This is a genomic window from Vibrio sp. (assembly GCF_984391705.1).
This window is the reverse complement of record NZ_CFHWOM010000042.1, coordinates 20,132-31,429: the sequence shown is the minus strand read 5'-3', so window position 1 is coordinate 31,429 and position 11,298 is coordinate 20,132. Positions and strand designations below refer to the sequence as shown.

General features: G+C 43.9%; 14 protein-coding genes and 1 pseudogene. 3 read left to right on the top strand and 12 right to left on the bottom strand.

Annotated elements, in window-relative coordinates:
- A pseudogene (locus AC4MRV_RS16905) lies at positions 1-222 on the bottom strand (signal recognition particle-docking protein FtsY); the annotation flags it as partial.
- A gap of 212 nt (positions 223-434) precedes the next feature.
- Between AC4MRV_RS16905 and rsmD the strand changes: the two are divergent.
- Together rsmD and AC4MRV_RS16895 are read left to right on the top strand one after the other, a co-directional pair.
- Positions 435-1,040, top strand: a complete 606-nt coding sequence (gene rsmD, locus AC4MRV_RS16900; RefSeq protein ID WP_491188496.1) for a 16S rRNA (guanine(966)-N(2))-methyltransferase RsmD — start codon at positions 435-437, stop codon at positions 1,038-1,040.
- Between the two features lie 10 nt (positions 1,041-1,050).
- Positions 1,051-1,317 carry a DUF1145 domain-containing protein gene (locus AC4MRV_RS16895; protein ID WP_491188495.1) on the top strand — a complete coding sequence of 89 codons (267 nt, stop codon included), beginning with the start codon at positions 1,051-1,053 and terminating at the stop codon, positions 1,315-1,317.
- A 38-nt stretch (positions 1,318-1,355) separates the two neighbouring features.
- On the opposite strand, the gene AC4MRV_RS16890 is transcribed toward AC4MRV_RS16895, so the two are convergent.
- The 4 genes from AC4MRV_RS16890 to AC4MRV_RS16875 form a co-directional block, all read right to left on the bottom strand.
- Positions 1,356-1,940, bottom strand: coding sequence for a YhgN family NAAT transporter (locus tag AC4MRV_RS16890; RefSeq protein ID WP_491188494.1), 585 nt, complete (start codon positions 1,938-1,940; stop codon positions 1,356-1,358).
- 153 nt (positions 1,941-2,093) lie between these two features.
- Positions 2,094-2,327, bottom strand: a complete 234-nt coding sequence (locus AC4MRV_RS16885; protein ID WP_491188493.1) for a YecH family metal-binding protein — start codon at positions 2,325-2,327, stop codon at positions 2,094-2,096.
- 67 nt (positions 2,328-2,394) lie between these two features.
- Positions 2,395-3,018, bottom strand: coding sequence for a lysoplasmalogenase (locus AC4MRV_RS16880; RefSeq protein WP_491188492.1), 624 nt, complete (start codon positions 3,016-3,018; stop codon positions 2,395-2,397).
- 945 nt (positions 3,019-3,963) lie between these two features.
- Positions 3,964-4,332 (bottom strand): DUF4145 domain-containing protein, encoded by a 369-nt coding sequence (locus tag AC4MRV_RS16875; protein ID WP_491188491.1) that lies wholly within the window; start codon positions 4,330-4,332, stop codon positions 3,964-3,966.
- Between the two features lie 327 nt (positions 4,333-4,659).
- Here AC4MRV_RS16875 and AC4MRV_RS16870 point away from each other — a divergent pair, with 327 nt between their 5' ends.
- On the top strand, positions 4,660-4,989 hold the full coding sequence (locus tag AC4MRV_RS16870; protein WP_491188490.1) for a DUF2500 domain-containing protein: 330 nt from the start codon (positions 4,660-4,662) through the stop codon (positions 4,987-4,989).
- Here the strand turns inward: AC4MRV_RS16870 and AC4MRV_RS16865 are convergent.
- The 7 genes from AC4MRV_RS16865 to rhtB form a co-directional block, all read right to left on the bottom strand.
- The gene (locus AC4MRV_RS16865; RefSeq protein ID WP_491188489.1) at positions 4,986-5,999 is read right to left on the bottom strand and encodes an acyltransferase; all 1,014 of its coding nucleotides are present in this window, start codon (positions 5,997-5,999) and stop codon (positions 4,986-4,988) included. The two genes, AC4MRV_RS16870 and AC4MRV_RS16865, sit on opposite strands and share 4 nt — an antisense overlap.
- A gap of 111 nt (positions 6,000-6,110) precedes the next feature.
- Entirely contained in the window at positions 6,111-7,331 is a 1,221-nt protein-coding gene (arsJ, locus tag AC4MRV_RS16860) for an organoarsenical effux MFS transporter ArsJ (protein WP_491188488.1), read from the bottom strand.
- A 72-nt stretch (positions 7,332-7,403) separates the two neighbouring features.
- Positions 7,404-7,895, bottom strand: coding sequence for a cyclin-dependent kinase inhibitor 3 family protein (locus AC4MRV_RS16855; protein ID WP_491188487.1), 492 nt, complete (start codon positions 7,893-7,895; stop codon positions 7,404-7,406).
- 12 nt (positions 7,896-7,907) lie between these two features.
- A complete protein-coding gene (locus AC4MRV_RS16850) occupies positions 7,908-8,909 on the bottom strand; it encodes an ArsJ-associated glyceraldehyde-3-phosphate dehydrogenase (RefSeq protein ID WP_491188486.1) in 1,002 nt (333 codons plus the stop codon).
- 23 nt (positions 8,910-8,932) lie between these two features.
- The gene (locus AC4MRV_RS16845) at positions 8,933-9,274 is read right to left on the bottom strand and encodes a metalloregulator ArsR/SmtB family transcription factor (protein WP_491188485.1); all 342 of its coding nucleotides are present in this window, start codon (positions 9,272-9,274) and stop codon (positions 8,933-8,935) included.
- Between the two features lie 119 nt (positions 9,275-9,393).
- Entirely contained in the window at positions 9,394-10,632 is a 1,239-nt protein-coding gene (locus AC4MRV_RS16840; protein ID WP_491188484.1) for an EAL and HDOD domain-containing protein, read from the bottom strand.
- Positions 10,633-10,651: 19 nt separating this feature from the next.
- Positions 10,652-11,269, bottom strand: a complete 618-nt coding sequence (gene rhtB, locus AC4MRV_RS16835; protein ID WP_491188483.1) for a homoserine/homoserine lactone efflux protein — start codon at positions 11,267-11,269, stop codon at positions 10,652-10,654.
- Positions 11,270-11,298 lie beyond the last annotated feature (29 nt).

Below are 11,298 nucleotides of genomic sequence, written 5' to 3'. Positions count from 1 at the left end.
TTCTGCTTCTGCTTCTGCTTCTGCTTCTGCTTCTGCTTCTGCTTCTGCTTCTGCTAGTTTAGTGTTCTCTTCCTGAGGCGCGTCTTCAACAGGTTGCGTCTCTTGGGCAACAACTTCACTTTCAGCTTGCTCTTGTTCTTTTTGTTCAACCGGCTGTTTTGCCTGGTCATCATCACCAAAGCCAAGCCAAGAAAGTAATCCGCGCTTCTTTTTTTCCGTCATCTGGGGCTATCCTAGATTGTCTTATATTTACTCTATGACTCTTTTCTTTAGGGATTATCCCTATCTAGAAAAGAAAAATGACAACAGAGTGAAAAGTTTCCAGCGTATTAGCGATGGGGTACACTCTGTCATCAATGAATTTTGGGCTGTACTCAGGGCTTAATTGCTGAGCGACTGGGTATAGTATCACTTTATTAGCGGTCAAAAAATCTATGGTAAGACGTCGCCAGCAAAACACATCACAAAAAAAGCCATCCACCACAGGCTTTGTGCGTATTATTAGCGGATTATGGAGAGGTCGTAAGTTGCCTGTTCATGATGCGGAAGGATTACGTCCAACCACAGACAGAGTAAAAGAAACACTTTTCAATTGGCTCGCACAAGATGTACCACGCGCCAAATGCTTAGATCTGTTTGCAGGATCCGGAGGCTTGAGTTTTGAATCAGCTTCGCGCCAAGCGGAAGAAGTGACTATGGTTGAACTCAACCCGGCAGCCTTTAAACAGCTGCAACAAAACATCTCAGCATTGAAAGCCACCAACATTAAGGTACACAACACCGATGCATTGAGCTTTTTAAAACAGCCAGGGACACCGCATCACGTTGTATTTATCGACCCGCCTTTTCGCAAAGGATTACTCGATGAAACCGTTGCCCTGCTCGAGCAGAATAACTGGCTCGCAGAAGGGGCAATGATTTATATTGAAACAGAAAAAGAGTTGGCTTTAGAGGCCATTCCTGCACACTGGCATCTCCACAGAGAAAAAACGGCTGGCCAAGTGTGCTACCGCCTGTTTGAGCGACAACAAGACTTATAAGGACGTCGTCATGAAAGCATTACTGTTACTAGCGAAAGCCGCCATCGGTTTTGTCTGGTTAATCTTAATTCTCAACATCTTTATGCCATTCCCGGGCAACGCTGCAATTGCACTTTATATCATGGCTGCGTTTTTACTCTTTATGCACGGCTTGCAAATGTTGATTTTTATTGGCGCCTTCGGCGATAAGATATCTATGAGCAAGTGGGAAAAATGGTCCATCCTCATTTTCGGCATTTTTGCCCTACTCGACATCCGACGTAAACATATGTCCTAATAACAAAAATGCCGCATATTCGCGGCATTTTTTATCCATTAGCCTAAGTAGCTTTTCACACCATCTAGGAACATCTGAGTTGATATCATGATCAGAAGCAGCCCCATCAAGCGCTCTATCGCTTTCAAACCACGTTCACCTAAAATTCGGTGGAAGAAGCCGTAGAACATCAAGATTACAAAGGTCACACCCCACGCCAGCAATACGGCTGCAGACAATTCCATTAACTTATCGGGATGTTGACTAGAGAGCAGTAGCAAAGCCGCAATCACCGATGGTCCAGCAATCATTGGAATTGCCATTGGAACAAAGAAAGGTTCTTCACCTGCGGCTAAGCCAACGATGCTACCACCACTTGGAAAAATCATCTTAATTGCAATAATAAACAGGATAATACCACCTGAAATGCTCAAGGTTTCTGGAGCAACGTGGAGGAAGTTGAGAATACTTTTACCTGCGAAAAGGAACAGCAATAAAATTCCTAGGGCGAACAACAATTCTCTAATCAATACCTTACGGCGACGTTTGGGGTCTAAGTGCTTTAAGATGGAGAGCACAATTGGAAGGTTGCCAAGCGGATCCATGATAAGAAACAACATGGTTGCGGCAGAAAGAATGTCCATGAACTAGCCTCCAAAGCGGTTCAGTTTTATGAGCTGTATAAAAAGACCGCGCAGTATAGCAACGTCGCTCAATAATTTGGAGGCTAAAATGAAACCGCTATCCCCAGTCTGCTCAGTGCGTTTGCAAAAGACCGAGTAACAACGCAAGGAATGTTAGTGACTGCACACTCTCTCAAGGTTAATCGCCCACTTATCATCTTGCAGCACGATTTTCTCTCTTTGGATAAAAAATGTTAGCAGCGCATCTAAGTCGAAACCATTTAGGCTACAGGTGCGAAACGTTGCTTGCTCACCAAACTCTTGATTCACGGCTTGACGCAGTTCAGCCTCACTCATTGGCTTTTCTCTAAGCAAGTTTAGGACTTTATGAGCATGAATTTCAGTCATGGTTGAATATCTCCGACGATTACATTGTGCTCAAGCGTACTGGCAACTCACTAGAATTACCTTGATTTTAGATAATCAAAGAGGCGGTAATAAGAGAATGCGCGAGTAAGTAACTGCCAGAAATCAGGTAGCGGCCATAAGCAATAGAGTGTCTGTAATCATGAACCGCCAGCAATCCGGCCGATAACGTAAGTACTAATGTACCCAAGAAACCAAGGGCTCCTGCATATGTTGCAGAAAACAGCCAAACTTCTCCGGCAGCCCAGTTGAGTTGCAGCAGCATCATACCCATGATGACCACTGGAAAGATGAGCTTATCGATTTTAGGTAGCATTAAGAAAAACACGACAATGCCAATCGCCAGTAACATGGCAGGCAGCCACCAAACAATTTCACCCGACAGTTGATGCCAAAACGAAGTGCTATAACAAAGCTGAGCTCCAATATAAGCAGCGAAGCAGAGTTTTTTATGCTTATTAAAGAGGTAAAGGTTGTCAGCCAATATAGAGATCACCAACCCGAGAGTCACCCACCATGCTGCAAGTCCGACAAGACTTTCTTGGCTCCATAGCATGACGACTAACATCAACATCGACAGTGTTTTAAACACTGCCGCTTGTGTCTTCTGATTGCTTTCACTGGCAGAAATACTAATAAAACCTGATAGTGCGACTGAAAGCCAACTCCACATGCGACCACCTCTTTTAAACTGAGTCGCTAGTGTAGGGAGGGCACTTAATATGTCCAGAGTGATAAAGCAAAACTTGGATCTCGATTATGCTTCTGTACCCCAGCACCTGCTGGGCCAATCAATCGCGTGAAACACACCATGCTTTCTTCAAAAACGCAAAAACATTAGAAACCTTAGCATTTTAGGGATCAACCAACAGCATACACCACTAACCCGTAAAACCGCCCACCAATAAAAAACCACCTCACCAACAACTTAAACAAACAAATAAAAAACAACAACTTAATAAGAATCAGACACTAAAAACACTGTTCAACATATAATCAGACTTAAAATTTTCAACATCTAAACTTACAATTAGAATGACTAAGGTGACAACTATTCTCATCAAATGATAAATCTCTAATCAAACTCTAAAAACAAAACAAAAAATCCAGCAATAAAACCTTAACCCTTAAAAAAAGAAAAAACCTTTTTAAAACAAAACAAACAAAATCAAATAAACAATAAAAAACAAACACTTAAGATCAAAACAAAGCCATGCGCACAAAATAAAACCAGTGCGAAAACACAATAAAAAAACCAGGAAAAAGGCGTAATATCGCGACTTACAATGTCATAAAACTGCTAATTTCAGGCTTTACACAAAGAAAAACTTGATCAAACCATAAAAACACTGCTATTCTAAAAAGCATAGAATTAAACATCACTAATAAGGAGCAGTGTTATGATTACTTCTTCACAAAAACAAGGACTTGTAATGATCGCGGTTGTTGTTGGCCTAATGACACTGCCGATGATGTACTAGTCAAAACATATAAAACAAAAAGGGACGCTTTCGCGTCCCTTTTTGTTTTTCAGCAGATTTTACAATCAAAACATGCCTAATATGTAGACACATTTCTAATTATTGAGCAAATGATAAAGCTTCAACTTTTCAAGCTTTTACTGTAAATGTTTCGACAACACATCCCAATGAGCATAATAGAACAGTAGCGCCGCTAATGTAATCAATGTCATTAAAGTGATCGCAGCTCGCCAGACAAAACGGCTACTGCGTGGAGTCAGCTCTTTTTCACATTCGTCACATGTCGTAAGAAAATCTCTCCGGCTATCCAATTTATAATCTTCTTCATGCACAATTTTATTGCGAATCGTCGCAATATAACGCAGCTTACCAATCACATCATGAGGCAACCTTTCCTCACAGCTGGTAATAAGCTGATGCAGGCCTTTACCTTCGGCGTGATACTGGGTACGAAGTAGCTTTTCTAGCTTACGCGTTCGGACTACAACTTTCTCTATATCAGACATGGCTTCCCTCCATCGCTAGTAAAAGTTTAGGGGCAAAACAAAGCCTCTTCCAGCTTGGGCTTGCGATTCCCAATCTCTGTCAGTGATTCAACCTCACACGGTTCATTATCTCCGATATCACTGACAACTAAAGTGTTTCCCTAGTAAATTAATGTAAAGGAATCAATAACTAGCTATATCAGCATACTGACAATTTTCGATTGCCCATGTGATATGCGTCTAATAATTCATTCAAGATGCGCACCAAGTTATCACTCAATTGCGCTAAGCCCCATCTCTAAAAGAAATAACAGCTAGAATAGCCAACATTAGAAGGGAGATCTCATCATGCCAATCACACTGATTGTTGCGATTCTAGTATTCATCTTAGTGAGTGCGTGGGCATTCTACAGTTTTTACAGTAAACACATTCAAGGCCAAGGTGCGCAGGAACAAACGGCGGAGATTACCGTTTTAGATAAACAAGCGATCGAAGTGGACGATCCTGCCCCGGGACAAGAGGATCAGGAGTATTGGATATACGTTCAAAAAGGACGTTTAGGGCCAAAACGTGAGTTTCAAGTAGGCATTCATTACTACCATGCGCTCAACCCCGGAGATAAAGGAACCCTCACTTACCAAGGTGATAAGTTCCTTCATTTTGCGATGAAACGCTAAGGCAACAGCCAACGTGTTTTTGCGGAGCGAGATAGTAGCCAACTGGCGAATAGCGCTCCGCTTCCACTTAATATAATCCATACCGGAATCACCCAGCCTGGGTGTCCTTGATACCAGGCAAATTCTTTCATCGGCCAGAGGAAAATTGGGTGAAGGATGTAAATACCAAGACTATGCTGGCTAATAAAGCCAATGACTTTATTAGCCTTCTCCGACAACCCTTCACCAAAGTATCGGCATAGCATAAATACCATGCTAGCTGCAGCGACCACATTCAGCGTTTTGTATGAGAGCCAGCGGCCAACAGTGTATTTCTCTGCTGCGATGCTATTGGTTACGACCATATACACGGTTAATGCCAATGCCCCGACACCAATGACAGTCACAACACTTACATTCCTTTTCGTGAGAGGCAGCTTCTGCCACAAAATGTAGCCCAAGGGTAAGTACCCACTATACAACCAAAGCTCATGACTCCATAAGCCATCAATACCTGCGAGATAGAATAAAGTTGTCACTAACCAAATAGCGATATACGCGTACAAGACGTTGTCATCATAGCGCTTTACTACAACTTGAAAGAGAGGAATAACAAAATAGAGAGGAATGAAATAGTAGAAAAACCCTAGATGATAATAAGTAGCATGCTGAGGGCTATTGACCAACGTTTCCTGAACTACATTGACATCAAACCCATTTACACTCCAGCCAGAAAGATAAGCGTAAAAAAGAGACCAAATAAGAAATGGCAGCAGCACTTTACCCAAACGTCTCTTAACGTAATAGTGAAGATCAAAAGGCCGCTTATCACTCAGCATCAACGCACCTGAAATCAAAATGAACACAGGCACTGCCCAGCGCGTTACACCGTTAGTTGCCACCGCAGTAAACCATTCTCCGAAGGGAATGACACCAAGCTCATGACGATAAGGAGCCAATACATGAATAGCGATAACAGCTACAGCAGCTACACAACGCAATAAATCAAAAAAAAGAACCCGCTCTCGCATTTCGCCACTCCTCCCAATAACTTACTGAATATAGCAATAAAAAAGCTGACCAAAGTACTACCTTGGTCAGCTTTTAGTCATGAAAACGTTGGAATCTGTCCCTAGGCTCTTCTATGCCGTTACGACTTGTTTCACCTTGGGCAGCTTTATTGAAATTAAGGTCGTCAGAGCTAGAAAAGCAAATGAAACCCATAAGCAGGCAGCAAGCCCTGCCACTTGAAATACCCAACCAGACAAGATCGTACCAATTAAGCGTCCCATTGCATTGGCCATGTAGTAAAAACCCACATCCAATGATACGCCGTCGCCTTTGGCATAACTCACAATCAAATAGGAGTGAAGTGATGAGTTAACGGCAAAAATAGCGCCAAAGATCATCAAACCACCAATAATGACAACTTCCGGTTGCCAGCCTATTTGGACAGCGTATGCAATCAAGGCCGTCACCATTGCCAATCCACCAGCCCATAGCATAGCGGCTCGGCCATCGGGTACTTTACCCTCAGCTTTACCCGTTATCTTTGGCGCAATTCCCTGAACAAAACCGTAGGCTATCGTCCACGCAGCTAAGAAACCGCCAACCCAAGAATGATCCCAGCCAAATGTGCTACCTAAGTAGATAGGTAGAGCAATGACAAACCAGACATCTCTAGCCCCAAACAAGAACATGCGTGCAGCAGAGAGAATGTTGATTGATTCTGATTTAGAGAAGATGTGCTTAAACTTCGGCTTACTCTTTGCTTTGCCCATATTCGCTTCAAGGCTGAGTACGCTACCGATAAATACTAGGGTGAGCACCGCTGCCATCGTGAGCACAGCGTATTTAAAGCCTATGGTTGAGAGCAGGAAGCCACCGACAAAAAAACCGGCCCCTTTCAGTGCGTTTTTCGAACCTGTAAGAATCGCTATCCATTTGTACAATGCGCCTTGCTGTTCATCAGGCACTAAAGTTTTTATCGAGCTTTTCGCACTCATCTTATTGAGATCTTTCGCAATGCCCGACAACGCTTGAGCCGCCATCACCCAAGGGATAGTGAGCCAGCCACTTGGAACCGCTAACATAGCAAGGGCGACTATCTGCATCCCAAGTCCAAGATTCATGGTCTTATTTAACCCAAGCCTTGCTCCTAGCCAGCCTCCAACTAGGTTGGTCACCACACCAAAAAATTCATAAAACAAGAACAACGATGCAATTTCTAACGAGCTATAACCTAAATCGTAGAAATACAGCACCACCAACATCCGCAACGCGCCATCAGTGATAGTGAAATTCCAGTAGTTAAACGTCACCAACATGTATTGACGTACGCTTTTACTGAGATTGGAAAACATAAGGTCAAACCCTCGCAAGTGTGCAACGAATAGAGCTTTAGAACACCTATGTTCCTAAAGCCCTATCCACTGTTACTGAGCGGCCACCGCCGTAATATATTCAACCTGTACTGGTTTAGTAAACGCACCAGGACGAAGTGCTTGAACTTGAGAGACAATCTTCTCTAGTGGCCACGCCTTCTCCAATAATAGGTGAGCCGCTAACAACCCGGTACGGCCCGAGCCCCCCATACAGTGCATCGCGACTTTACCGCCATTTTCCACAATGTTGTGCAATTCAGGGCTGGCAGCCTGCCATTTAGCCAAAAAATCACTCTCTGGCGCGCAATCGTCTTCAATTTCGATTTGGAACCACTGCATGCCTAATTCCTTAGTTTTAAGGCCTAGATCGGCGACATCTTTGCTTGCGAGTTCCGCATCATCTAGAGCCGTAACAATCGCTTCCACACCCTGCTCTTTTAGTTGTTGCAAAGATAAGTCAAGGTCAACGCCTTTAGTTCCAGGACACGGAGTAAGCACTAACGCACCATTGTCGATATCCAGTTGCCATGTAGGATGAGTCATTGTCCTATCTCCTTAAACCAAACCAACATTGCGAACCAACTCAGCAGTGCGCGTTGCGTAGCCCATTTCATTGTCATACCAAGCGTAGATTTTCACCATGCGCTTACCAACCAACATAGTCGATAGCGCATCAACGATGGTTGAGCGTTGATCGCCTTTGTAATCAATCGACACAAGAGGACGCTCTTCGTATCCTAAAATGCCTTTTAGTTCATTCTCAGATGCTTGCTTAAGTAACGCGTTCACTTCTTCTGCTGTCGTGTCTTGCTTCACTTCAAAGATGATGTCCGTCAGCGATGCGTTTGCTAGTGGCACGCGTACCGCGTGTCCATTAATACGGTTTTCCAGCTCTGGGAAAATTTCCACAATCGCTTTCGCGCTACCCGTAGTCGTTGGGATCAGACTCATGCCACATGCACGAGCACGACGCAGGTCTTTGTGCGGGGCATCGAGAATAGTTTGTGTGTTCGTCAAATCATGAATGGTGGTAAATGATGCGTTCTCGATACCCAACTTTTCATTGATAACTTTGACTACTGGCGCAATGCAGTTAGTGGTACAAGATGCAGCAGTCACAATCTTATGCACTGCTGGATCGAAAATTTCGTCATTCACACCAACAACGATATTCGCTACGCCCTCCTCTTTCACTGGAGCGGAAACAACAACGCGTTTTACGCCTTGCTCTAAATATTTATTGAGGAAAGAGCCTTTACGGTGCACACCTGTAGCTTCAATCACCACATCACAACCCGACCAATCCACGGCGTCAATATCACGCTGCTGAGTGGTTTTAATATGTTGACCATTGATGATCATCTCTTCGCCCTGAGCCTGTACTTCGTGGTGCCAACGGCCTTGCACTGAATCGAACTCAAGAAGGTGCGCTAAGGTAGCTGTATCACCTGCGACATCGTTGATCAGAACAAACTCCAGCTCTTCCCAATCAAAAGCAGCACGAAGAGCCAAACGCCCAATACGACCGAAACCATTAATTCCTACTTTAATCGCCATAATGTAATCTCTTTTATTTCAAGTTATTTGCAGCAAACAGGACGCGCCTGAATTGCATGTAATCTTTCTAAATCTTGTTGGTATTCTGTTTTTAAACAGTTTGATGCGACCAGATCTTCTATCAGTTTGTTCATCCACCCCGGAAGGTTAGATGCCAAGCGATAAAACACCCATTGCCCCTGCCTAACATCGACTAAAATGCCACTAGAGCGAAGTTGAGCAAGGTGGCGAGAAATCTTGGGCTGACTCTCTTGCAGTGCTTCGGTCAGCTCACCAACACACAAGCACTCTTCACGTACAATCAACATTAAGCTGCGTACACGAGTTTCATCGGACAATAATTTGAAAAACTGATGCGGTAACATTCAAAACATACTCATATATGGATATGCATATATGTTGATTTATTTATCGCCAGAGATCAACATCTGCAAGGCAATGTCACAAAAGTTTCATCTAGAAAGGGAGGGAAAATCGTGGGTAATTACACCACTCGGTTGAGATCTTGACTCCACCGTTGTGCTTGGGAGATCTTAGGCATGACGTCTTCGATAGAGATATTCAGTTGCTGGCAAGCGTCTTTAATACCGTACCAATCAGCACGTTCATAACACTCTTCCAGTCTAAGTAGTAAGCCATAGGGACCTTGTCGTTCAAGCAGCGCCAGTTTAATCGAAGAACACAGCGGCAGTTGCCCAACGAGATCATCTAAAGATACATCGAGCAATGCATCCAGCATGGAGAAAAGACCAATCAAGAACGCCTGATCTCGATACTGGTCGAACGGGTTGTCATTGGCCATCAATAGACAAAACTGAGCTCTTTGTAGAGATAGGCTATATAGCTCTTTTGGCTTTTTGCTGGAGATAAACGACGCTACCGCCAAAGACACAAAGATTTTTAGCTTATCTTGGCCAAGATAAATCAATGCTTGGCGAAAAGAGGAAATCGACACTTCAAGTCGATCAGACATGGTGTTAACAAAACGCAATAACTGGTAGGAAAGCGAGACATCTTTCGCAACGATTTTCTCTACTTTAACAAAGTCCACTTCCGGCTGACAGACCTCTTTAAACAGCTCCATCGCAATAAGCTGCTCAGGGCTTAAGTACCCTTTACGAGTCACTTCAGGCTTGCCAAAAAAGTAACCTTGGAAAAAGCTAAATCCAGCTGAGCGGGCTGTAAGAAACTCTTCTTCCGTTTCTACTCGTTCCGCCAGAAACTTACGCTTCACCCCTTTCCCTAAACGCTCTTTCACCATTTCGCATGCGGCATCTAGACCCATCGCCATAATGTCAAGTTTGACGATCTGAACAAAAGGTAAAAATCGTTCCCAAGCCGGGCTGTAGACAAAATCATCGAGCGCAATCAAATAACCAGCTTGGCTGAGTTTTTTGATCGCAAGGTAAAGCTCATCGTTGGGTGTGCAGGTTTCAAGCACTTCGATAACGACTTTATCTTTAGGCAATACCATAGGTAAGCCGCGTAACAAGCTTTCTTGCGGGAAGTTAATAAAGCAGCGGGAGGTGTCTATCGTAGGGTTAGTGCCCAGTGATAAGAAATTTTCCACAATCAAACGATAGGTCGCGCGATTAGATTCTATGTGGCTCGGATAAGCGTTTTTCTCGCCGTCACGAAACAGCAACTCATAACCTAAAGTTTGTCGCTTCGCATTGAAAATAGGCTGGCGAGCCACATAGGTATCGCGCGTGATACGTTGCATTTTAGTCCTTTGTTGTCGTCTACGCTTTAGCCGTAGCCAATAACGCGCCACAACCAACAAACATAGAGCCAAAGAGTTTATTAATACGGCCCATCATTCGATCAGAGCGAATAAAACGCCCCATTTGAGATGCCAATGTGGTGTAACCTAGCATGACTACAGAATCGATAAATACCGTTGTTACACCTAGAACCAGCAGCTGAGTGACCTGATCTTGCGCAGGATCGATGAACTGTGGGAACAAAGCGACTAAAAATACGATCGATTTAGGGTTGGTAAGGTTAATGAATACCGCTTTCTTCATCAAGGTAAAACCCGATAATTCTTGCGCAACTGATGACGTATTGAGCCCGTTTGAGTCTCGCCACTTCTGAACACCCAACCAAACTAGGTAAACCACCCCTATCCACTTGATGACTGTAAATGCGAACGCAGACTGAGCAACCAAAGCACCGATCCCTGCGCCAACCAACATAATATGGATACTAAGACCAATTTGCAGACCGGCAATCGCCGCGACCGACTTGCGAGTACCATAACTCAATCCGTTACTGATGGAGTTAACCGTACCAGAGCCCGGAGCTAAACTAAAAACTATCGCAGTGACCACATAGGCCAGCCAAACATGCATATCCATAGTGTTTTCCTCTCGACTAAACTCAGTTA